General features: G+C 71.2%; 21 protein-coding genes. 9 read left to right on the plus strand and 12 right to left on the minus strand.

What is annotated here, in order from left to right:
* Nucleotides 1-66 precede the first annotated feature (66 nt).
* Together ABIA35_RS07020 and ABIA35_RS07025 are read right to left on the minus strand one after the other, a co-directional pair.
* Nucleotides 67-912: an ABC transporter permease gene (locus ABIA35_RS07020; protein ID WP_370357359.1), complete on the minus strand. Its 846-nt coding sequence runs from the start codon at nt 910-912 to the stop codon at nt 67-69.
* The gene (locus ABIA35_RS07025; RefSeq protein ID WP_370357360.1) at nt 909-1,706 is read right to left on the minus strand and encodes an ABC transporter ATP-binding protein; all 798 of its coding nucleotides are present in this window, start codon (nt 1,704-1,706) and stop codon (nt 909-911) included. Before ABIA35_RS07025 ends, ABIA35_RS07020 begins: the two co-directional genes overlap by 4 nt.
* Before the next feature lie 124 nt (nt 1,707-1,830).
* On the opposite strand from ABIA35_RS07025, the gene ABIA35_RS07030 reads away from it, so the two are divergent.
* The 7 genes from ABIA35_RS07030 (at nt 1,831) to ABIA35_RS07060 (ending at nt 8,420) form a co-directional block, all read left to right on the plus strand.
* The gene (locus ABIA35_RS07030; RefSeq protein WP_370357361.1) at nt 1,831-3,090 is read left to right on the plus strand and encodes a sensor histidine kinase; all 1,260 of its coding nucleotides are present in this window, start codon (nt 1,831-1,833) and stop codon (nt 3,088-3,090) included.
* Nucleotides 3,087-3,746 (plus strand): response regulator, encoded by a 660-nt coding sequence (locus ABIA35_RS07035; RefSeq protein ID WP_370357362.1) that lies wholly within the window; start codon nt 3,087-3,089, stop codon nt 3,744-3,746. The genes ABIA35_RS07030 and ABIA35_RS07035 overlap by 4 nt, the downstream gene beginning before the upstream one ends.
* Nucleotides 3,747-3,892: 146 nt before the next feature.
* Complete coding sequence (locus ABIA35_RS07040; protein WP_370357363.1) at nt 3,893-4,816, plus strand: ABC transporter ATP-binding protein; 924 nt, start codon at nt 3,893-3,895, stop codon at nt 4,814-4,816.
* Nucleotides 4,813-5,610: an ABC transporter permease gene (locus ABIA35_RS07045; RefSeq protein ID WP_370357364.1), complete on the plus strand. Its 798-nt coding sequence runs from the start codon at nt 4,813-4,815 to the stop codon at nt 5,608-5,610. Before ABIA35_RS07040 ends, ABIA35_RS07045 begins: the two co-directional genes overlap by 4 nt.
* A complete protein-coding gene (locus ABIA35_RS07050; RefSeq protein ID WP_370357365.1) occupies nt 5,610-6,461 on the plus strand; it encodes a hypothetical protein in 852 nt (283 codons plus the stop codon). Before ABIA35_RS07045 ends, ABIA35_RS07050 begins: the two co-directional genes overlap by 1 nt.
* Before the next feature lie 28 nt (nt 6,462-6,489).
* Nucleotides 6,490-7,725, plus strand: a complete 1,236-nt coding sequence (locus ABIA35_RS07055) for a sensor histidine kinase (RefSeq protein ID WP_370357366.1) — start codon at nt 6,490-6,492, stop codon at nt 7,723-7,725.
* Entirely contained in the window at nt 7,722-8,420 is a 699-nt protein-coding gene (locus ABIA35_RS07060; RefSeq protein WP_370357367.1) for a response regulator, read from the plus strand. The genes ABIA35_RS07055 and ABIA35_RS07060 overlap by 4 nt, the downstream gene beginning before the upstream one ends.
* A gap of 16 nt (nt 8,421-8,436) precedes the next feature.
* Here ABIA35_RS07060 and ABIA35_RS07065 read toward each other — a convergent pair whose 3' ends face one another.
* From ABIA35_RS07065 to ABIA35_RS07080, 4 genes are read right to left on the minus strand one after another with little or no spacing between them, the layout of a single operon-like run.
* On the minus strand, nt 8,437-9,228 hold the full coding sequence (locus ABIA35_RS07065) for a cytochrome c biogenesis CcdA family protein (protein ID WP_370357369.1): 792 nt from the start codon (nt 9,226-9,228) through the stop codon (nt 8,437-8,439).
* A 31-nt stretch (nt 9,229-9,259) separates the two neighbouring features.
* Complete coding sequence (locus ABIA35_RS07070) at nt 9,260-10,813, minus strand: sigma-70 family RNA polymerase sigma factor (RefSeq protein WP_370357370.1); 1,554 nt, start codon at nt 10,811-10,813, stop codon at nt 9,260-9,262.
* Entirely contained in the window at nt 10,810-11,403 is a 594-nt protein-coding gene (locus ABIA35_RS07075) for a hypothetical protein (protein WP_370357371.1), read from the minus strand. The genes ABIA35_RS07070 and ABIA35_RS07075 overlap by 4 nt, the downstream gene beginning before the upstream one ends.
* Entirely contained in the window at nt 11,400-12,113 is a 714-nt protein-coding gene (locus ABIA35_RS07080; protein WP_370357372.1) for a thioredoxin family protein, read from the minus strand. Before ABIA35_RS07080 ends, ABIA35_RS07075 begins: the two co-directional genes overlap by 4 nt.
* Before the next feature lie 141 nt (nt 12,114-12,254).
* Between ABIA35_RS07080 and ABIA35_RS07085 the strand changes: the two genes are divergently transcribed.
* Nucleotides 12,255-12,872, plus strand: coding sequence for a hypothetical protein (locus ABIA35_RS07085; protein ID WP_370357373.1), 618 nt, complete (start codon nt 12,255-12,257; stop codon nt 12,870-12,872).
* Here ABIA35_RS07085 and ABIA35_RS07090 read toward each other — a convergent pair.
* Both ABIA35_RS07090 and ABIA35_RS07095 read right to left on the minus strand, forming a co-directional pair.
* Nucleotides 12,869-13,939, minus strand: coding sequence for a TauD/TfdA family dioxygenase (locus tag ABIA35_RS07090; RefSeq protein WP_370357374.1), 1,071 nt, complete (start codon nt 13,937-13,939; stop codon nt 12,869-12,871). The two genes, ABIA35_RS07085 and ABIA35_RS07090, sit on opposite strands and share 4 nt — an antisense overlap.
* 35 nt (nt 13,940-13,974) lie before the next feature.
* Nucleotides 13,975-14,745 (minus strand): GntR family transcriptional regulator, encoded by a 771-nt coding sequence (locus tag ABIA35_RS07095; RefSeq protein WP_370357375.1) that lies wholly within the window; start codon nt 14,743-14,745, stop codon nt 13,975-13,977.
* A 321-nt stretch (nt 14,746-15,066) separates the two neighbouring features.
* Here ABIA35_RS07095 and ABIA35_RS07100 point away from each other — a divergent pair, with 321 nt between their 5' ends.
* Nucleotides 15,067-15,876, plus strand: coding sequence for a phosphotransferase (locus tag ABIA35_RS07100; protein ID WP_370357376.1), 810 nt, complete (start codon nt 15,067-15,069; stop codon nt 15,874-15,876).
* Between the two features lie 35 nt (nt 15,877-15,911).
* Here the strand turns inward: ABIA35_RS07100 and ABIA35_RS07105 are convergent, their stop codons facing one another.
* The 4 genes from ABIA35_RS07105 to ABIA35_RS07120 form a co-directional block, all read right to left on the minus strand.
* The gene (locus ABIA35_RS07105; RefSeq protein ID WP_370357377.1) at nt 15,912-16,976 is read right to left on the minus strand and encodes a class I SAM-dependent methyltransferase; all 1,065 of its coding nucleotides are present in this window, start codon (nt 16,974-16,976) and stop codon (nt 15,912-15,914) included.
* A 209-nt stretch (nt 16,977-17,185) separates the two neighbouring features.
* A complete protein-coding gene (locus tag ABIA35_RS07110) occupies nt 17,186-18,340 on the minus strand; it encodes a lactonase family protein (RefSeq protein ID WP_370357378.1) in 1,155 nt (384 codons plus the stop codon).
* Between the two features lie 138 nt (nt 18,341-18,478).
* Complete coding sequence (locus ABIA35_RS07115; protein WP_370357379.1) at nt 18,479-18,778, minus strand: hypothetical protein; 300 nt, start codon at nt 18,776-18,778, stop codon at nt 18,479-18,481.
* A complete protein-coding gene (locus tag ABIA35_RS07120) occupies nt 18,775-19,992 on the minus strand; it encodes a molybdopterin-dependent oxidoreductase (RefSeq protein WP_370357380.1) in 1,218 nt (405 codons plus the stop codon). The genes ABIA35_RS07115 and ABIA35_RS07120 overlap by 4 nt, the downstream gene beginning before the upstream one ends.
* Between the last annotated feature and the right edge of the window lie 353 nt (nt 19,993-20,345).

Consider the following 20,345-nt stretch of genomic DNA (forward strand, 5'->3'; position numbering starts at 1 on the left):
AGAGTACTGTCGGCGTCCGACACGTCGCTCCGGAATCGCGAAAACCGCTGCCCGCGGATCCCGAACTCATGCGTCGCGGGTGGCCCGCCAGGCTCCGAGGCCCACGAAGACCACGAGGTAGAGGCCGAGGTCGAACAGCGCGAAGCCGAGGGAGGGGATGCGTGCGGCGTGCACCCCTGCGGGCGGATGAAGAGTGGCGAGCCTGTCGGCCGCATTGGTCAAGGTGAGGTGGTCGGGCACGTAGGTCGAGCTCTCGAAGGAGCGCGCGATCGGGTAGGTGAGGAAGACCAGGGCGAACATGGCGGACATGGCCGCCGCGGTGTGACGCAGCAGCGCGGCGAGACCGAAGCCGGCCATCGCGACGACGGTCATGTACAGCCCGGCACAGGTCACCGCGCGCAGCGCGTGGGCGTTGGTGACGGCGACGTTCAGGTGCTCGCGGCGCAACACGAGCTGGCCCAGCAGGAAGGCGGCGAAGGCCAGAGACAGGGAGACGAGCAGTGCGAAGCCGCCGAGCACCAGGGCCTTGGCCGTGTAGACCAGTGATCGGCGGGGGCCGGCCGTCAGCGTCGTGCGGATCATCCCGGTGGAGTACTCGGTACTGATCGCCAGCACGCCCAGGGCGCCGAGGGCGAGCTCGCCGAATTGGAAACCGCTGAGCGGATCGCCCACCGGATCGAAGGCGGCCCGATCGGATGCGCTCATGGCGGCCCAGTGCCCGGTGATCGACTGCACGTCCGTCAGACCGACGCCCAGACCCAGGACGAGCGCGGCGGCCACCGTGATCCAGGTCGCGCGGATGCTGTGCAGCTTGATCCACTCCGCACGCATCAGCGCGGGAAGAACGGAGGTGCGGCCGGTGCGGCCGGTGCGGCCGGTGGGAGCCGCGCCCTCGGCGATGAGGCTGGTCATCGTGGTTCTCCTTGAGGCATCGGGGTGCTCGGTTCGGCGCGGTACTGCACACTGGCGGCGGTAAGGCGCATATAGGCGTCCTCCAGTGAGGCGCCCGGGCCGGCGGCTTGCAGGAACTGCGACACGCTCGTGTCGGCGAGCAGCCGTCCCCGGCCGATGACGATCAGATGATCGGCCGTGAGGGCCATCTCGCTGATCAGGTGGCTGGAGACGAGGATGGTGCGGCCCTGGGCGGCCAGGGATTTCATCAGGCCGCGGATCCACCGGACGCCTTCGGGGTCCAGGCCGTTGACCGGTTCGTCCAGCACGAGCACCGGCGGGGCACCGAGCAGGGCGGCGGCGATGCCCAGGCGCTGGCGCATGCCCAGGGAGAAGGACCCGACCCGCTTGCCGGCCGCGCTGGACAGCCCTGTGAGCTCCAGCACGTCCCGGACGCGGTTCGCGGGCAGCCGGTTGCTCGCGGCCAGCCAGGCCAGATGATCGCGGGCCCGCCGCCCGGGATACAGGGCACCGGCGTCCAGCAGCGCGCCGACCTCGCGCAGGGGTTGTGCCAGTGTCCGGAAGGGGCGCCCCTGGATCAGGGCGCGGCCGGCGTCCGGCGTGTCCAGGCCGAGGATCATTCGCAGGGTCGTGCTCTTGCCGGCACCGTTCGGGCCGAGGAAGCCGGTGATCTTGCCCGGCTCGATCCGGAAGCTGAGGTCGTCCACGGCGATCGTGGCGCCGAAGCGCCTCGTCAGCCCGCGTACTTCGATGGGCGGCGTTTCGGTGGGCGGGGTTTCGATGGTACGTGTCATGAGGCCCACGGTGTCGGGTCGGCGCCGCCGGGCACATCTGCCCGCGGACGCGCCTGGCCTCTACCCGCGGGCATACGACTTGCGGGCGATGCCCGGGGCACGCAGCCCGCTTACGCTGGCGAACGTGGCTCTTCCAGCGCTTCCGCCGCTGCTCACGCGGGTACGCCCGGCCTGGTGGCGGGCCTTGGACCGGGCGGCGGCCGCGGGCTGCGGCTTGGCGGCCGCGCCGCTGCTGGCCAAACACGCGGACGGCGTGATCCCGGTCTTGGGCGCCGTGGCCTGCGCGTCGGCCACGGCCTGGCCGATCGCCGGACGCGCCCGCCGGCCCGCGGTCTCGTTCCTCGTCTCGCTCGCCGCGCTGGGTGCGATCGCGGCGTGGCAGCCGCGCTCCGCCTCCGCCGCGCTGGTCCCGCTCGGCCTGGTGCTCTACACGGTGGCCTCGCGCGCCCGCCCGGGCGTGGCCATCGCCGCGTTGTGCGCGGCACTGGCCGTCGCCGTGGCCACGGCGATGCCGGACTTCAAGCACAGCGGAGGCGCCGCGTTCTTCGGCATCGTGTACGCCACGGTGTGGATGATCGGCTTCGCTGTGGGGATGCACCGCCGCTACACCGCACTGTCTCTGCGCGGTCAGGCGCACCTGGCCCGCAGCCGTCTGGAGCAGGCCCGGCACGAACTCGTCGAGCAGCGCATGGACATCGCCCGGGAACTGCACGACGTCGTGGCCCACCACATGAGCGTGGTCACGGTGCAGGCGGGCTACGGCGGGCTGCTGCTGGAAGAGGGCACTGACGCGCCCGCCGCGGCACGGGCCCGAGCGATCCTGGAGGTCATCGAGACAGCCGGGCGGGAGGCGTTGGAGGAGATGCGCCGACTGGTGGAAGTGCTGCGCGCCGAGGAAGTCGACCTGAAACGCGAAGGATCAGGGCCCGGCCTCGCCCCGGCACCAGGACTCGGCGACCTGCAGCAGCTGATCACCCGCGCCGCGAAGGCCGGGGTGCCCTTCACCGTGTCCACACTCGGCGTCGCGCGCCCGCTGCCACCGGGTGAGGATCTGGCTGCCTACCGGATCGTGCAGGAGGCACTGACCAACGTGATCAAGCATGGTGGATCACCGGCCACCATCCGCCTGGACTACGGCCACGAACACCTGACGATCGAGGTCGCCAACGCCCGTCTGTCGCCGGAGCCGGTACCGGAGCCTGGCCGGGCCGCCGCGCCGAGCCCGGGCCGTGGCACGGCCGGGATGCGTGAGCGCGCGCTGCTCTACGGTGGCGAGCTGAGCGCCGGTCCGACCGGCGACGGCGGCTTCCGGGTCCTCGCCAGGCTCCCGCTCCCCCGCGCGCCGGGCGGCCTACTCGGCGAGCGGGTCGAGGCGGCGCGGTGAGCCTGCGCATCGTCGTGGCCGACGACCAGGAACTCGTCCGGGCCGGGCTGAGCGGCATCCTCCAGGCCGCGCCGGAACTGTGCGTCGTCGGCGAGGCGGCCAACGGCGAGCAGGCCGTCGAGCTCGCGCGCGCCGAGCGCCCGGACCTCGTCCTGATGGACATCCGCATGCCGGTGCTCGACGGCATCGAGGCCACCCGCCGCATCACCGCCGAGCAGGACGCCAAGGTCCTGATCCTCACCACCTTCGACCCCGACGAATACGTGTACGCCGCGCTGCACGGGGGCGCGAGCGGCTTCCTGCTCAAAGACATCGCGCCCAGGCGGCTGATCGAAGCGGTCCGCACGGTCGCCGCCGGCGAGATGCTGCTCTCGCCGGCCATCACCAAACGGCTCGTCGCCCGCTTCACCGCCCGGCCACCGGCCGCCACCAAAGGCCCCGCGGCCCTGGAAGCCCTCACCAGCCGCGAGCGCCAGGTACTCGCGCTGGTCGCCGAGGGCCTGACCAACGACGAGATCGCCCGTGCCCTGTTCATCGGCCCCGGAACAGCCAAGACCCATGTCAGGCACCTGCTCACCAAGCTCGACGCCCGCGACCGCGTGCACCTGGTCATCATCGCTTACCGCACCGGATTCGCCGGGCTCGACGCCTCCTGACACCCCCTGCGTATCCGGGCAACACCCCGGTCTCCTCCTCAAGGAGGAACCGTCGAGTGCTTCCAAGCCCGGGTTCCTCCCTGCGGCCGAAGCCGGCGCGGTCACGCTGTTCGTAGCGTCGGCGGCATGAGCGAACTGGACTGCCCATGATCGAGGCGCAGGCGTTGACGAAGGTATACGGCCACACGACCGCGGTGGACGGGATCGACTTCCACGTGAGGCCGGGACTGGTCACCGGCTTCCTGGGGCCGAACGGCGCCGGCAAGTCGACGACCATGCGGATGATCCTCGGCCTGGATCTGCCCTCGGCCGGCTCGGTCACCGTGGACGGACGCCGGTACCGGGGCAAAGTGTGGCCGCTGCACGATGTCGGCGCGCTGTTGGACGCGCGCGCCGTGCACCCCGGCCGTTCGGCCTACGACCACCTGCACAGCCTGGCCGCCGCCAATGGCATCGGCCGCAAGCGGGTCGAGGACGTGCTGGAGCAGGTGGGGTTGGCCTCGGTGGCCGGCAAGCGGGTCGGCGGGTTCTCCCTGGGCATGGCACAGCGGCTGGGCATCGCCGGCGCGCTGCTCGGCGATCCGGGGACGCTGCTGTTCGACGAACCGGTCAACGGCCTGGACCCCGACGGCATCCTGTGGATCAGGACGCTGATGCGCTCGCTGGCCGCCGAGGGCCGCACCGTCCTGGTCTCCAGCCATCTGATGAGCGAGATGGCCCTGACCGCCGGCCACCTGCTGGTCATCGGACGCGGGCGGCTGCTGGCGGACACGCCGCTGAGCGAGCTCATCGCTCGCAACTCCACCGAACGGGTCGACGTCCGTGCGGCCGAGACCGCGCGGATGGCCTCCGACCTGCGGACCGCCGGTGCGCAGGTCACCGTCGAGCCGGACGGGACGCTGGCGGTCCTCGGGCTCGGCGCGGTGCGGATCGGCGAGCTGGCCGCCGCACGCGGCCACGTGCTGCACGAACTGCACGCCGTCCAGGCCTCGCTCGAACAGGCGTACTTCCGCCTCACCGGCGAGAGCGTCCAGTACCGGACTCCCACCCCGGTGGAGCGAGCCGCATGAACACCGGCTTGCTCAGAGCGCGATTCCAGGCGAGCGCCCACAGCGAGTGGATCAAGTTCCGTTCGCTGCGCTCCGGCCCGGCCGCCCTGCTGGCGACCGCCGCGGTCGTCCTGCTCGGCGCGTGGCTGGTGAGCTCCGGATACCGCGACGGCTGGGCCCGGATGGCACCGGGCGACAAGGCCTCGTTCGACCCGGTGTACACCGGCCTGCGGGGCATCGAGTTGGCCCAGCTCTTCGTCGGCGCGCTCGGCGTCATGACGGTGACCGGCGAGTACACCAGTGGCCTGATTCGGGGCACCTTCATCGCGACACCGCAACGCGTCCTGGTACTGGCCATGAAGGCGGTGATCTTCGCTTCGGTCGTCTGGGCCTGGTGCACGGCAGTGTCGTTCACCGCGTTCCTCATCAGCCAGGGCTTCCTCACCGGTCCGGTGCCGCATGTCGTGCTCGGCGATCGGGGCGTTCCCACGGCGGTGGCAGGTGGCGGACTCTACTTGGCGCTCGTCGGCTTGCTCGGTCTGTTCATCGGCGTGCTGGTGCGCCGGACTCCGGCCGCACTGGCCGTGCTGTTCGGGATCCTGCTGGTCGCGCCGGTTGCCGCCGGGATGCTGCCGGGCCGGATCGGAGCGCGGGTGGCGGAGGTCCTGCCGGGCGCCGCCGGGGAGGAGATCTGGAAGTTCCGCCACGACGGCCAGTACGACATGGGCCCTTGGGCAGGCCTCGGTCTGCTCGCCGCCTATGTGGCGGTCACGGCCGCAGCCGCCTTGATCCTCGCCAGAAAGAGGGACGCCTGATGCCCGCCCCGATGCCCGCCCAGATGCCGACGACCCCCGCGGGCATCGCGCCCGCCGCCGGGCCGAGGAGCCCGTATATCAGGGTACGAGCAGTCCTCGCCGCGGAGTGGATCAAGCTGCGCTCGCTGCGGTCCATGCTCGTCACGGTGGCCCTGGCCGCGCTCTTCTGCGTCGGCCTGGCAGCCCTGGTCTGCTCGAACTACACGGCGAACTGGAACCGGTTCAGCACCGCGAAACAGGCCGCGTTCGACCCGCTCGACGTCGATTTCGGGTTCGTGCAGATCGGCACCTTGTTCTTCGGCGTGCTCGGCGCGCTGGTCGTCACGAACGAATACGGCAACGGCCTGATTCGCACGACCTTCGCCGCGACCCCGCAGCGCGGCCTGGTCCTGGCCGCGAAGACGGCGCTGCTCGGCCTGCTCGCGCTGGTCGCCTCGGCGGGCATCTGCCTGACGGCGTTCTTCGCCGGCCAGAGCCTTCTTTCGGCACCTGTGCCGCACGTGAGACTCTCAGACCCGGGCGTGCTCGGCCGGGTGATCGGGGCCGTGTCCTACCTGACCGGGGTCGGCCTGATCGGCGTGTTCGCCGGCGTGCTCGCCCGCAGCACCGCGGTGGCCATGTCGGCCGTGTTCGGCGTCTTCCTTGTCCTGCCGACCATGATCAACAGCCTCCCCCACGGCGCCGTGTGGCAACACACGGTCCCCTACCTGCCCTCCAACCTGGGCAATGCCCTGTGGCACTCGCACGCCGGCGGCCTCGTGAGTCCGGTCGTGGCCGCGTTCGCGTTCCCGGTCTACCTTCTGGCTCTCGGTGCGGCCGGCATGCTCGCGCTGCGCCACCGGGACGCCTGACGAGGCCGAGGTGGGCATGATGACTTCTGTGAGAAAGCAGCCCCGCGTGCCGTCTCCGGCGGACTGGCTCGTGGCACTGATCGTCCTGGTGATCACCGGCTCAGGCTCGACCGGCACGGTCGTCGCCTGGCTCCCGCACTCCGCGATCGCGCTTCTGGCCGTCGCGCAGGGACTGCTCATGCCGGCCAGGCGGCGCGCGCCGGTCGCGACGCTTGCCGGAACCACCGTCCTGGCCGTGGGCATGATCGTCGTCGGCTATCCGGCGGGCTCGGCGACTATCGGTGTGCTCGCCGCGGCCTACACCTTCGGCATGTACGGAAGCCGGCGCGGACGCCTGCACAACGGTACGGCGAGTAGTAGCGGCCAAACCCCCGATGTCAGTGAACGCTCGCAGGCCCTCCGAGACGCGGCAACCGCCGCGATCCCCGCTCTGGCCACCGTCCTGGCGACCGCGACACCGAAGGCCCGCGCGCTCACCGCACCGTGGGGGCCGGCTTCCGTCGGGATGCTCGTCGCGGGGGCCTGGATCACCGGCTACGCGATTCGAACCCGCGGGGCCTATGTCGCAGAGCTCAAAGACCGCGCGGCCCGGCTGGAAACCGAGCAGGGTGAGCGGGCGGCGCGCGCCGTGGCCGAAGAGCGCCTGCGGATCGCCCGCGAGCTGCACGACGTGATCGGCCATTCGATCAGCCTGATCACCATCCAGTCCGAGGCCGCCGCCCGTTCGGCCCGCACCGATCCGGACGCCGTCCCGGGCTTCCTGGCCACGATCTCGGCCACCAGCCGCGAAGCACTGACCGAGCTGCGGCACGTCCTGGCCGTCCTGCGCCCGGACCCCGAGGCCGGTCTGGCACCCCAGCCCGGCTTGCCGGACCTGCCGGACCTCGTGGCCCGGATCGAGTCCGGAGGCCCGCGCGTCCGGCTCGACGTGCCACCGATGGAGCTGCCGCCGGGGATGGGTCTCGCCGTCTACCGGATCGTCCAGGAGGCGCTGACCAACGTGCTCAGGCACGCCGGGCCCGGCGCGTCGGCCGGCGTCACCGTGGCCCCTTCGGCCGGACTGCTGCGGGTGTCGGTGCACGACGACGGGACGGGGCCGTCCGGGCCGAGGCCGGGGCCGGGCGCCGCGCACGGGATCATCGGCATGCGCGAGCGGGTGGCGATGTACGGCGGTTCGCTGACCGCCGGTGCGGGACCGTCAGGAGGATTCCAGGTGGAGGCCGTGATCCCGCTGGCGGGCACCGCAGACCGGAAGCAGCGATGACCACCACGGTCCTGATCGCCGACGACCAGGCCCTGGTCCGCTCCGGGCTGCGCGCCATCATCGAGTCCGAGCCGGGCCTGGCGGTGGTCGGCGAGGCGGCCGACGGCGCCGGCGCGGTCGAGGCGGTGCGCCGGCTCCGCCCGGACGTGGCCCTGATGGACATCCGGATGCCGCACCTGGACGGCGTCGCGGCCACCCGCGCCCTGCTGGGATCCCGCACCCCGCCGCCCACCAGGGTCCTGATTCTGACGACCTTCCACCTCGACGAGTACGTCACCGAGGCTCTGCGCGCGGGCGCCTCGGGGTTCCTCCTCAAGGACGCCACCGCCGACCAGCTGGTCGAAGCCGTCCGGGTGATCGCCTCGGGCGAGGCCATGCTCTCCCCCGCGGTGACCCGCCGACTACTGGACCGCATGGCGGACGACCGGCCCGAAGCGGACGGCCGCGAGCTCAGGGACCTGCTGTCACCCCGCGAGGTCGACGTCCTGCTCATGGTGGCCCGCGGCTCGTCGAACGCCGAAATCGGCGCCGCCCTCCAGCTGGCCGAGTCGACCGTCAAGAGCCACGTCCAGAGCATCCTGGGCAAACTCGGCGTCCGAGACCGCCTGCAGGCCGCGGTGGCCGCGTACGACTCGGGACTGGTGCGGCCCCGGAACCGGTGGGCCGGACCTGGCCGCGGCGGTTCTGGGGGCTAGATCGGACTAGATCGGGCTAGATCGGGCTGATGCCGCCCGATGCCGTCCCCTGGATCAGCGTGACCAGATCGTTCCACACTCCCGCGACCAGCAGGACGCCGATGACCACCAGCATGCCGCCGCCGACGCGCATCACCACCTGGTAGTGGCGTTTCACCAGGGTGAAGGCTCCCATGGCCTTGCGGAAGGCGACGGCTGTCAGGATGAACGGGAGGCCGAGCCCCAAGCAGTAGGCGGCAGCGAGTATGACGGCCCGGCTCACCGCGCCCTCGGTGAGGCCGAGGCCTTCGATCGCGCCGAGGGTCGGTCCCATGCACGGCGTCCAGCCGAAGCCGAACAGCACGCCGAGGACCGGAGCGCCGATCAGGCCGATGCGGGGGTCGCGATGGAAGCGGAACTCGCGGTTGGTCTGGCGGCCGAGTGCGGCGGGGAGCAGGCCGGCGAAGGAGAGTCCCATGACGATCGTCAGGGCGCCGAGGATCCGTTGCAGCAGGATGCGGTGGGACAGCAGGAAGACGCCCGTTCCTCCGGCGACGACGCCGATGAGGATGAACACCACGCTGAATCCGAGGACGAACAACAGCGCGCCGAGCACCATCCGGCCTCGCTTGGCGCGTGCGGCGTCCTCGAGCGACGTCGCGGTGCCCAGATCGATCCCGGTCAGGCCTGTGACGTAGGACAGGTAGCCCGGGACCAGGGGCAGCACGCAGGGTGACAGGAAGGAGATCAGGCCGGCGGCAAGGGCGATCGGGACCGCGAGCAGCAGTGAGCCGGAGGCGACGGTCGTGGCGGCACTGGCGTCGATCATGGGGTGGGTGGTCTCCGTCCGGTGGTCGTGGTCAGTCCGAGAAGTCCGTGGTGAGCCACACCGTCCCGGAGGCGTCCTGCATCACCGAGATCCCGATGCGGTGGAAGTCCGTGCTCAAGATGTTCTGGCGGTGCCCGTCGTTCGGCGGCTTCTCGGCGAGCATCTCGTCGGTCAAGGTGACGGCCATGCTGGCGACGGCTGAGGCCGATCCCCGCGTCGCCCCGCCCTCGCCGATGTTCTCTCCCGCGGAGCTCCAGCTCACGCCGGCAGCACTCTCCCTCGCGCCGAGATCGGGCTCGCCGGGGCAGTTGTGGCTGAGTCCGCATCCGGAGAGCATCGCCTTGTTGTGTGCCGCAGAGCTGTGGTTCAGGCCGTCGGTGCGGGTCAGGGCGGGCAGGCCGTTCGCCGCGCGGGCTTTGTTGATGACGGCGAGGGTTTGCTCCTCGGCCCCGGCCGTCGCCGGCAGGCTTGAGGGAACCGTTGTGGGCTTGGGGCTCGGCGAGGTGGTGGCGCCTGAGGACGTCGGATCCGGCTGGACGACCGGGCTCGCGATGGTGGTCGGCGCCGGGGCCGTCACCCGCGCCGTCGTCGGAGCCGAGCTCGCCGGAGACGTCGATCCGCCGCCGCCCATGCCGACGAAGACGGCGGCGGCACCGCCGATCGCCACCGTGGCGCCGACAGCGCCGACGGCGGCCTTGCCGCTCCAGAGGCCCGAGCGGCCGGGTATCCGCCTGTGCGCGGCTGTCTGGGACAGCCCGTGGTGCCAGAGGGGCCTGACCGCCGCCGGACGGACCACCTTCGAGGACACCATGCCCGCCAGACCGACGGGCAGGGGCAGCAGCCCCGGCAGCAAATGCTCGGCGGGGATCAGGTCGGCTCCGACCCTGACGCAGTCGTCGCATTCGCGCATGTGGCGCGCGAAGCGCTTGCGCCACAAAGGACTGGGCACGCCGGACCAGTCGGCGGCCACGGCGGTGAGGCCCGGGCACGGCGGCGTGATCGCCAGTGCCCGGACGATGGCCCGGGCGACCGCCAGCTGCGACTTCATCCGCGTGACCCGAACCGTGGTCGTATGCGCGCCCACGCCCAGGACCGCGACCATCTCGGCCCGGCTCAGCTGCCCGGCCTCGACCAGGAACCACAGCGACATCAGCTCGCGGTCCTGGTCGTCCAGCCAGGACGCCGCTTTGGCGGTCTCCATGCGCTGCCCCGTCAGCCCCAGCCGCCAGATGGTCAGGTCGGCGAAGTCCGAGACGGGCTCGATCAGGGCGTCGAACGCCTCCAACGGACGCAGCTCGGGGACCCGCTGCCGGTGGTGCCTGCGGACCTCGTTCATGGTGATCGCCAACAGCCAGGAACGGAACGCCGCCGGGTCGCGCAGCTCGGGAAGACCGCGCACGACGTGCAGCATCGTCTCCTGCACCGTGTCATCGACGTCCAGCCCGCGGTTCAGCGCACGCCCGATGACGTTGTAGACCAGCGGCAGGTAAGCGGCGACCAACTGCTCGACAGCGGCCGGGTCGCCGTCGCGGGCCGCCGCCACCAGATCCGCGTCGACGTCGGCGATCGTCGGCAGCCGGGTCATGGGAGGGTCAGCTGGACGGCGTGGCCGCTCACCGGCGGCAGGCAGGCGGACTCACTGCACGCGGCGTAGCCGACCAGCGCGGTCGCCCCGCTCTGCGCGCCTGGCATGCTCTGCCCGCTCTGGCCGGTCGCCCCGCTCTGCGCGCCGATGGCGACGGGCAGGTCGACGGTCACCGGGCCGTCGGGGTACACCGGCAGCGTGAGGTCCGTCCCCGCCAACCGGAGCGTGGTCGCCTTGGTCTGCGCGGCCAGCGGGCCGGCCACCGACAGGGAACCCCGCACGGTCAGCGAGATGGGCCGGCCGACCCCCTGGATCCCGTCGGCCGGCAGGTCGATGCTGTACAGGTGGAAACCCGGCTGCTCCGGGGTCAGGGTGGCCACGAGCGTGGCCTGCGTCGCGGTCCGGTCCTTGACGCCGATGACGACGGTGACACCCTGGTCAGAGAACTGAGCCAGGCGCGTCGCCCCCTTGAGGCCGCTGCTTTCGCCGCCATTGTCACCGCCGCTGTCACCGAAAGTCAGATAGGCCACACCGGCCGCGATGACCAGGACCGCCACCGCCCCGCAGAGCCATACGCTAGCGCGGCTCATCCGGCCCACTTCTTCAGGAACGCCAGGAACGACGACGCGTCGAAGCCCGGATTGCCGCTCTTGTCGGTGTCCACGCGCGTGGCGCCCGAAGGGCTGAGGATGACGATCACCGGCAGGCCATAGGACCCCGAGGAACTCGGCGCGATCTGCGACAGCAGACTCATGTTGTTGTCGACGTCGATCTGGACCAAGTGGTACGACGACGCCAGGACAGCCTGAACGCCCGAAGTGTGGAACGCCTGGTCCATCGCCACGCAATTGCCACACCAACTGGCACCGAAGTCGAGCAGCACCTCCCGCCCGTCGGCCTTGGCCGCGGCGCGCGCCGCATCGATCTGCGCCTTGGAGTTGGCAGCGGGGTCATAGCCGAACGAGGACGGGACGGTTCCGGACGACGAGGACCGCGGCGTCGTGGCCGACGGACTGGAGGAGCTCTTGGGCTTCGGCTTGCTCGGCGCGGACGTGGAGCGGCCGGAAGACGGAGTGGGCGACGTCCTCCCGGTCGAAGCCGGGACGGATGAGGTCACCGTCGGGTCGGGAGCGGACGTCTCAGTGGTGCCGACCGCGCTGGAGGACGCCGTGGTCCCGGCGGCTGCGGGCGAGCCGGGCCCGCCTGCCGCCGCACTCGATTGTGGATTCGCAGACGAAGCACAGCCGCCGAGGGCGGCCGCGAGTATGCCGACGGCCAACGCCGAAGATGCCTTGCGCACCGGTTCTCTCCTTTGTCGAGGGGGTCGTTCATAGCTAGGAGAGTCGTGGCCACCGGCTGGGTCACAGTTTTCGGCGCGTGATTTAGAACATCAGTTGGCCGACCGCCGCTCCAACCATCAGGGCTCTGCCACAGTTGCCCCATGAACTTCTTCGAGAGCTTCCCAGACCCTGCGCCCCCACCCGAGCCGCCGCCGACGCCGCCGCGCCCGACGTGGCTGAAGCCGGTCGCCACCCTGCCCGCCGCGATGGCCGAGAACGCGATCATCATCCGTGACGAGCGGCTCGCGATCGCCGTCGGCGGCCTGTCGGCGTATCCGAACGGCTTCGAGTTCTCGATCCACATCCGCGTTCGGGACAGGGAGAACCTGATCGACCCCTTCGGCCACCGGCGCCGGCGGGACTATCTCCGCGACTCAAGCGGCGGCGAACTCGATGATCCCGAACACAACCTGCGGCTGGGCATCCTGTTCGCGGACGGACGTCGCACCGCCTCCAACCAGCCGCACCGCCTCCGGCCCGACAGCGATCCCGACCCCGACACCCTCGTCATGCAGCGCGGCCACTCCAGTGGCGGCGGCACGTCCTACGACATGAGCTACTGGATCCATCCACTGCCCCCGGCCGGACCCCTCACCATCGTCCTGTCCTGGCTCGCGCAGGACATCACCGAGGTGCGTCACGAGCTCGACGGCTCCAAGATTCGCGCCGCCGCTGAAAAGGCGGTCCGGCTGTGGCCGGAACCGCGTTCGGGTGCCTAGTGCGGCGACGCCGGCCGCGCCCCGCTCGTCAGGATGCGGTGGTTGCTGGCGATTCCGTCGAGATCGATGTAACAGCCCTGGAGATGGCGGTGGCCGTCCGTGGTGAATCCGGTGCGGGCGTGGAGGACGCGGGTGTTGTCGAAGACCATGCAATCGCCGGGGCCGAGGCGGAAGCGGACGGCGGCCTCGGGGTCGTAGAGGAGTTCGGCGAAGGCACGGTATGCGGCGTAGAAGGCTTCGATGTCGGCCGGTGCCAGGTGCACGGGGCGCATGGAGCGGTTGTTGAAGCGGACTTCGCGGACGCGGCCGCGGGCGTCCAGGCCGATCAGCGGCTGGGTCGAGGTCAGCTCGGCGCCGGCGTCGCGGTATCGGAAGGTCACCGGCGTGGTCGTGAGCAGACCGAACGCGTGCGGGTCGGCCGTGCGCAGGCGTCCGGCCGCCTCGAAGCCGTCGACGAGCGCCGAGTCGCCGCCCTCGGCCGCGTTGAGCAGGCAGTGCAGGAGTTGGACGGTGGGCACCGGGTCCCGGTAGGGGTTGTCGGTGTGCGGGGTGATCGGCAGGTTGGTGAAGGCCAGGTTCGCCGCCGCGGGTTCGGCACGGACTTCGAACAGCTCGCCGTAGTTGGTGGTGCGCACGTAGCCGAACTCGGCAGCCACGCGCAGGACCTCGCGGTCGTCGACCGGCACGCCGCTGAGCACCACGTAGCCCCGGCGGAGCACCGCGTCGAGCGCGGCTGCCCGGTGCTCGCCGCTGAGGAAGCCGTCCCACTCGAAGCGCGGGACGGGGTGGTCCGCGCCGTGCCACAGCGTCTTCGCGTCCTCGGTCCGCGGGTTCGGCGCGGCCGGGACTTGCGGGTGGTTCTCCGCCAGCCAGGCGCGGGAGAACGTCGCGACATGGCCGTCGGGGCCGAGCGTGACCGACACCTCGTCTCCCGACTCCTCGACGCGGTCGATCGTCGCGGTGGCGGGCAGGTCGGTGATCCCGAACAGCTTCTGTCCGCTCACCTCGTCCACGCACGTGGGGCAGGGGCAGTTGTCCCGGAGCCAGATCGCCGGGATCTGAGTCACGGGTATCAGGTTGGTCGCCATGAGCTTGTTATCTCTCAGTTCGCACGGGTGGGGCGGATGGAGCGGGTGGAACGGCTCAGTGGTGCGGACGCCACGGAATTGCGCACCGTGAACGCCATCGCGTCGCCCAGATACCGGTCGTCGGACCACTCGAGCGGCTGGCCGGACGGATCGGTCGTCCGTCGGCGCTCCCGCAACAGCGCGGTGCCGGCGGCCGTCTCGAGAAGCCGGGCATCGACGGCGTCAGCCTGGACCGCCTCGATGGTGTGCTCGGCGTGCTCGAAGAAGATCCCGAACTTCTCCAGCGCATCGCAGATCGACTCCCGGTCCAGGTCGACGGCCGACAGCAGGACCCCGACGCGCTCGACGTAGCTGGTGCGCTCGATCATCACCGGACGCCCGGACAACAGCCGAACGCGCGTCAGGCGGAAGACCGGGTCGCCGACGGCCAGGCCGAGCTTCTCGGCCTCGGCCTCGACCTCCGATGCAGTACCCCGCTCCAGGCCGACCGTCCGGCTGGACGGAACCTCGCCGATGAGGCGCGCCCAGCGCGAGAAGGACCGCAGCTCACCGAAGTTCTGTTCCCGGGGCGCCGCCAACACAGTGCGCCGCGCACCCTGGTGCGAGGCGATGACGCCTTCCTCGGTCAGGAGCGCGAAAGCCCGGCGGACGGTGCTGCGCGACACCCCGAACCGCGCCGAGATCTCGTTTTCGGACGGCAGCTTCGCCCCGAGCGGATGGACTCCCTCCAGCACCGCTTCCCGCAGCCGCTCCGCCAGCTCGCGATACCCGAGCACCGCCGCCATCTCGATCCTCCGCCGTCATGGCTCACACGTCATGGCCCACACTGGAGGCGGGCTAACTTGTAGGACCAAGATAGAAGTTGCGGGACCAAGCTGTCCACACCCCGCCGCCGGCTGAACCCCACGCCATCAGCAGTCGGTCGGCCGGTCGGTTGACTCACGGCCTGCTCGACCGCCACCTCGATGCCGGCGCCGATCGCTGCGGGCGCTGGAGAATATGAGGTGGCGGCCGTATCCCCACAGGAAGGCGCTTCGCGCGCTCCGCAACTGCTCGGCGATGATGGCCCCGCAGACCCCTGACGAATGACGGATAAGGGAAGGCCCATGGTGCGCACGACCTTCACCGACCTGCCCGGCGAGGTCCGTGCCGAATTGGCCGAGCTCGCGGGCCCGGTCACGGAGTTCATCCCGGCTGCGCTCGGCAACCACGCCGACCTGGCCGGGGAGATGCGCACCAGCCGGGGGCGGGCGTTCGTCAAGGGCGCCCGCCTTCTCCCGGACCGGCGCGGCGGAGGCGCCGAGGCGTGGTCGCTGCTGAACGAGGCCGAGGTCCTGTCCGCGGTCCGGCCGCACGCCCCCGAACTGCTGTGGCGGTTCGATGCCGCGGGCTGGCGGATCGTCGGGTTCGAATACGTGAACGGACGCCAGGCCGACTACACGCCCGGCTCACCGGACCTGGACCTGATCGCCGCGGCAGTGCAGGACCTCGCCACACGGGAGTGCCCGCCGTCGGTCAAACTGCGGGTCGAGGACCGGTATCGAGCGCTGGACGACCACGCCGAGGCGTTCACCGGCACCGGCCTGGTCCACTGCGACGTGAACCCCGACAACGTCCTGATCACCGGCGACGGCGCGGTCTGCATCGTGGATTGGGCATTCGTCTCCCGAGGCGCGTCATGGCTGGAGTACGGCTTCATGGTGCCGTGGCTGATCCGGGCAGGCCACAGCCCACAGGCCGCCGAGTCATGGCTTGCCGGCTTCCCGCTGTGGAACGCCGCAGACCCAGAGCACATCGACCTGTTCGCGTCCCTGTTGGACCAGAGCTGGTCACGCCGGAACGTCGGAGGCGCTCCCCCGTGGCTGGTCGAATACGCCGGGCTGGTCCGGGCGTGGCGCGAGGCGCGAATGTCGTAGGCCGAAAGCATGCAGGCGGACCGGGCTCGCCATGGTCAGCGCCGTGCCGCGTAGTACACGTTGAGAATGTCGCCCTCGACCCGCTGGACGTCGACGTGCCCGAAGCCCGCGTCGGTGAGCATCTGGCGCGCGGTCTGTTCGCCCCAGACGGTGCCCAGGCCCTCGCCGCCCTCGCCCAGTGAGACGCTCATGCAGTAGAACACTGAGAAGGCGTACAGCGCCGGGCACAGGGGGTGCTCCATGTTCTCCTCCAGGTGGCTGGAGGCGGCGATGTCGCCCATCAGGAACACTCCGTCGTCGCGGAGTGCGCCGGCGATGGCGGCCAGGGTGCGGGTCGGCTGGGCCAGGTCGTGGATGACGTCGAAGGCGGTGATCAGGTCGTAGGGGCCGGTCAGTTCGGCGCTGTCGCCGACCTCGAATGCGGCGTTGGACAGGTCTTGTTCGGCGGCTTCGGTTCGGGCGGCGGCGATGCCCTCCTCGGACTTGTCCAGGCCGCGGAAGCGGCTCGCGGGGTAGGCCTTGGCCAGGACGTTCACGGCGTGCCCCTGGCCGGTTCCGACGTCGAGCACGTCGATGCCCTCGCGCAGCCGGTCTTCCAGGCCGGGGACCAGGGGGACGATCCCGGCCACGAGTGCGAGGTCGTAGACCTCCTTGGACTCCTCGGCCTGGATGGCCTGGAACCGGGGGTAGGCCGAGTACGGCACGCCTTCGCCGGTGTGGAACGCCTTGAGGACCTGCTGCTCGACCTCGGCGAGCATGCTCAGGTCCTGCGCGATCCTGGCGAGGTTGTCCGGGCCCGCCGCGCGGGTGAGCGATGCCGCGTGCTCGGGCGGCAGCGCGTAGGTGGCGTGTCCCGGGTCGTAGTCGACGATCGCGCCGGTCACCATCGCGCCGAGCCACTCGCGGACGTAGCGCTCGTCGAGCCCGGCGGCCTGCGCGATCTGTTCGCTGGTGGAGGGCTGGAGGCCGGCCATCACGTCGAACAGCCCGCTCTCGTGCCCCAGCCCCGCCATCAGGCCCAGGCACGAGTCGTTGAGCACCTGGACCATGCGCCCCGCGAATGCCTCCTGTTTCGTCGCGTCCAGTTCGGCGACAGACATGATCACTCCTCCCGCCGCCGAGCCGCCGGGGGCCGGGTGCCGGGGGGCCGGGAAGGTGCCGTGCGTCCACGGACGCACGGCCAGCGGCTCGGACGAGCTGTATCGGGTCTCGAGCTGTATCGCCTCTCGAGTCTTGTACCAACGGTAGTAGCCCCGATCGCAGTCCGCCCATCGAGACGTCGAGACCGCAGGCCGCGGCGCCCGCCGGATCAGGAGGCCACGACGCCCTCCCCGCCGACGGCGTTCGGCACGAGTTCCGCGCCGATCTTCGTGAGCGTGCCGTCGGGGTTGATCCGGAACGCGTCGAGCGTTCCCGTGGCACCGGTCTGGACATACAGGTACCGGCCGTCGGCGGACGCGGCGGAGTCGACGGTGCCCGGGTCGGTGGGGGTGGGGGTGGTGCCGACCGGCTGGAGCGAGCCGTCGGGGCCGACGTGGAAGATGCTGACGGTGCCGCTGCCGGCATTGGAGGCGTAGACCTCGTCGCCGACCGCGGTGATCCAGCAGGTCGCCGCCTGGCCGGTGGCCGCGGTGTGCAGCGGGGTGAGCGTGCCGTCGTCGTTGACGGTGAAGGTGGCCACGGCGTTCGGTCCGGCCTCGGTCAACGCCAGGCGTCCGGTCTTCTCGTCCGTGACGAAGGCGAACGGCACCGCGCCGGGCAGGTTCGTCACCACCGGGGCCGGAGCCGGGGCGCCGTGCTCGTCCAGGGCGAAGACGTCCACGTTGTTGCCGTTGGCCTTGGTCGTCACGATCAGCTTGCGGCCCCGGTTCGCGAAGCCGACCTGTCCGGGGGTGTTCGTGAACTGCGGGGTGGCGTTCGGATCGAGCCCGAGGGGCCGGTGCCAGGCCGGGTGCGGATCCAGGCGCCCGTCGACGACGCTGTAGCCCTGGATCGAGCCGCCGCCGGTGGCGTTGAGCACGTAGACCACGTTGCCGTGGACCGCGACGCTCACCGGGAACGTGCCGCCGGAGCGGACGACCTGCCGAAGCTGGAGCAGGTCCCCGTACACGGCGAACACCGAGACCGTGTTGCTGCCCGCGTTGACGGCGTACAGCAGCTTGTTGTGGGCGTCGTACGCGAGCGAGCCCTGCGAGGCGAGGTGGTCGACCACGGAGCCGTCCAGCACTCCGCCCAGACCGCCGGTGTCGTAGGCGGCCAGGCGGGTGAGCTGCCCGTCGTCGGCGCGACGGTAGGCGACGACCTGGTTGCCGGTCGTCGCGTCCGTCTGGGCGAACACGACCTGGCCGATCCCCGCCTCAAGACAGCAGGGGCGAGGCTGAGCGGCCGAGGCGGTCCCGGTCCAGATGCCGGTCGCCGTCAAAGCCATCGCGGCGACGGCCCCGATACGCGTAGTGGTCTGCACGCCACATCCCTTCTCGGAAAACGAGTGAAAGCGCTCAAATGCTAAGAAGCCACGCACCCGAATCCGCAGAGGCGCCACGACACACGTCTCCGCAGGTTCACCCGTGTGGATCAAGCAGCGACCCGCTCACCGGATCGCTCACCGGATCGCCACCCGGCCGTGCAGCAGGACCGGGACCGCGACCAAGGCCGTGGCGCCGACGACGAGCAGCACGCCGGCCAGAACCCGGCGGCTGCGGGGCCCGGTGTGGCGGGCGGCCAGCCAGCACAGGACGAACACCGCCGGCGCCAGGACCGCGTCGTGGACCACGACCCCGCCGGCGAGCCAGGCGGCCACGTTCCCGGGGTGCCGGATGGCCGGCTCGCTCAGCAGCCCGGCCGCCCCGTAGACCAGCACCGCCGCACCGACCAGGATCGTGGAATACCGCAGGACCCTCATACGATCGCCTCCATCCGCTGGACCCACTTGGTCTGCAGCACCCCCGGGCGGTTCGGCACGATGATCCGCGCCGGATACCCGTGGTCGAGCGTCAGGGTCCGGCCGTTGAGCCGCAGGGCCAGCAGCGCGGCGGGATCGCGCACGTACTGACGCTCCATGACCATCACCGCGTAGGCGCCGTTCTGCTCCATCGAGACCACCCGGACGTCGGCGTCGTGCGCGATCCCGGCCAGGTCCATCAGGTCGCTGATGCGCACGCCCTGCCAGTGCGCGTCCACCGACCAGCCCTCGACGCAGGCGATGGGCAGGGTGGCAGAGGTCTGCGGCAGTGCGGCCAGCTCCTGCCTGCTCAGGCTGAGCCCGCGCGCACCGCCGCCGACCTGCAGCCGCCAGTCCGACGTCACGGCGGCCGCGGTGATCCCGGCCTGCCCGGCCGTGCGGTTGACCGGCACGCCGAGCTCGCCGACGCCGGTGTCGCGCGCGGACAGCACCGACACCGACCGCAGGCTGCCGACGGACTGTCCCACGGTGGCCACGGTCACCGTCCCGGCCGCGACCGCCGTCGTGGCGATGAAGGCCCGGCGGGAGACGTGATGCGTCTCGGGCAACTCGGCCGGCCCGGCCGGCTCGGGCAGCTCGGGCAGCTCGGGCAGCTCCTCGCCCGGCCTCCGGAACCCGCGGGCGATCGCCGGCGCCTTCACCCCCAGGTGCACGACGAGCGCGCCGACGGTGATCCAGGCGACCCAGTAGTGGGTCTGGACGAACGGGAACTGGTTGCCCCACACATACCACTGCGCCGAGTTCAGCAGGCCGGTGACCAGCTCGAAGACCGCCCCGGCGACCAGAACCAGGATGCTCAGCCGCTCCAGCGCGTGGGCGACCGACTTCAGCGGCGGCCAGGCGAACAGCCTGGGGTACACGGTCCACAGCTTCGCCAGCAACAGCGGGATCGCCGCGGTACCGCTGGCCACATGCAGTCCCTGCGTGAACCGGTAGCCCCAATAGGGCCGGGTCGGCAGGTGGTGCGCCAGCCAGGACGGCGGATGTTGGAGGAAATGGCTGACCAGGCCGGTGAGGAAGGCGGTGGCGAACGCGACGCCGAGCGCGGTGCCGATCAGGGTCGCGGTGCGCTCGTCGTGCAGGCGGCTGCGGAAACGCGGCAGCGGCGGTCGTCTCAGGAGGGAGACAAGATCCTTCGGAATGAGGTTCGGCACAGCACCAGATAACCGCTCGCACGGGGCCCGGCACACGCTTCGACTCCTTACGAAGTGATGACGCCGCCAACCCCACGATCAGGTCTTACAGACTGGTGACGGCTCGGCGCGCTACCTGCTGCCGGCACCGCCGTGTCGGCCATGGTTCTCCCCATGAAGACGGGAATCGTGCCTCAGCCGCCACCGCGCCGACCGCGCCCTCACCGCACCGCCGCCGCGCTGGCGGTGCTGGCCGGGCTGGTCGCGGGAACAGCCGTCGTGGTCCGGCTGCCCGGCGGATCGCCGTGGTCACACGGGGTCCAGGGCTGCGTGCTGCTCGCCACCCTGTTCGCGCTCTACGGCGGCGGCGCGTG

Origin of the sequence: Catenulispora sp. MAP12-49 (assembly GCF_041262705.1) — a bacterium.
In the GTDB taxonomy this organism is placed as follows: domain Bacteria; phylum Actinomycetota; class Actinomycetes; order Streptomycetales; family Catenulisporaceae; genus Catenulispora.

Bases quoted from the DNA above. Each gene is read 5' to 3' on its own strand.
- ABIA35_RS07075 (WP_370357371.1), bottom strand. From the start codon at position 11,403: ATGAGCCGCGCTAGCGTATGGCTCTGCGGGGCGGTGGCGGTCCTGGTC.
- ABIA35_RS07065 (WP_370357369.1), bottom strand. From the start codon at position 9,228: ATGATCGACGCCAGTGCCGCCACGACCGTCGCCTCCGGCTCACTGCTG.
- ABIA35_RS07060 (WP_370357367.1), top strand. From the start codon at position 7,722: ATGACCACCACGGTCCTGATCGCCGACGACCAGGCCCTGGTCCGCTCC.
- ABIA35_RS07105 (WP_370357377.1), bottom strand. From the start codon at position 16,976: ATGTCTGTCGCCGAACTGGACGCGACGAAACAGGAGGCATTCGCGGGG.
- ABIA35_RS07085 (WP_370357373.1), top strand. From the start codon at position 12,255: ATGAACTTCTTCGAGAGCTTCCCAGACCCTGCGCCCCCACCCGAGCCG.
- ABIA35_RS07115 (WP_370357379.1), bottom strand. From the start codon at position 18,778: ATGAGGGTCCTGCGGTATTCCACGATCCTGGTCGGTGCGGCGGTGCTG.
- ABIA35_RS07045 (WP_370357364.1), top strand. From the start codon at position 4,813: ATGAACACCGGCTTGCTCAGAGCGCGATTCCAGGCGAGCGCCCACAGC.
- ABIA35_RS07025 (WP_370357360.1), bottom strand. From the start codon at position 1,706: ATGACACGTACCATCGAAACCCCGCCCACCGAAACGCCGCCCATCGAA.
- ABIA35_RS07050 (WP_370357365.1), top strand. From the start codon at position 5,610: ATGCCCGCCCCGATGCCCGCCCAGATGCCGACGACCCCCGCGGGCATC.
- ABIA35_RS07070 (WP_370357370.1), bottom strand. From the start codon at position 10,813: ATGACCCGGCTGCCGACGATCGCCGACGTCGACGCGGATCTGGTGGCG.
- ABIA35_RS07020 (WP_370357359.1), bottom strand. From the start codon at position 912: ATGACCAGCCTCATCGCCGAGGGCGCGGCTCCCACCGGCCGCACCGGC.
- ABIA35_RS07095 (WP_370357375.1), bottom strand. From the start codon at position 14,745: ATGGCGGCGGTGCTCGGGTATCGCGAGCTGGCGGAGCGGCTGCGGGAA.
- ABIA35_RS07040 (WP_370357363.1), top strand. From the start codon at position 3,893: ATGATCGAGGCGCAGGCGTTGACGAAGGTATACGGCCACACGACCGCG.
- ABIA35_RS07100 (WP_370357376.1), top strand. From the start codon at position 15,067: ATGGTGCGCACGACCTTCACCGACCTGCCCGGCGAGGTCCGTGCCGAA.